Source organism: Bacillus cereus group sp. N12, from assembly GCF_016483575.1.
Taxonomy (GTDB): Bacteria; Bacillota; Bacilli; order Bacillales; family Bacillaceae_G; genus Bacillus_A; species Bacillus_A toyonensis.
Window position 1 is genome coordinate 1 of sequence record NZ_JAEHBO010000245.1, and the last position, 254, is coordinate 254.

A 254-nucleotide genomic window follows, 5' to 3' on the forward strand; every position below is an offset into this window, starting at 1 on the left:
TTTTACAAGTCCTCGAACCATGTATTCTTTTAAAATAAGTCCAGCTTCAATCGTTTTTCCAAGTCCAACTTCATCTGCTAGAATCGCTTTACCATTCATTTGTTCGATGACATTTTGAGCGACCTCCAATTGATGCGGAAGCGGCGTGAAATGTGATGAATGTTTCGGTGCTTGCAATCCATCAAAAGTAGGAACGAGTAATGATTTCTCTGTTTTATAAGCTAAATGATATAAATCCCAATTTGTCCAAGGAC

Annotated in this window: 1 pseudogene; it reads right to left on the reverse strand. The window is 37.8% G+C overall.

Annotated elements, in window-relative coordinates:
• Positions 1–254 (reverse strand): annotated as a pseudogene (locus JDS92_RS30325) (ATP-dependent helicase); the annotation flags it as partial.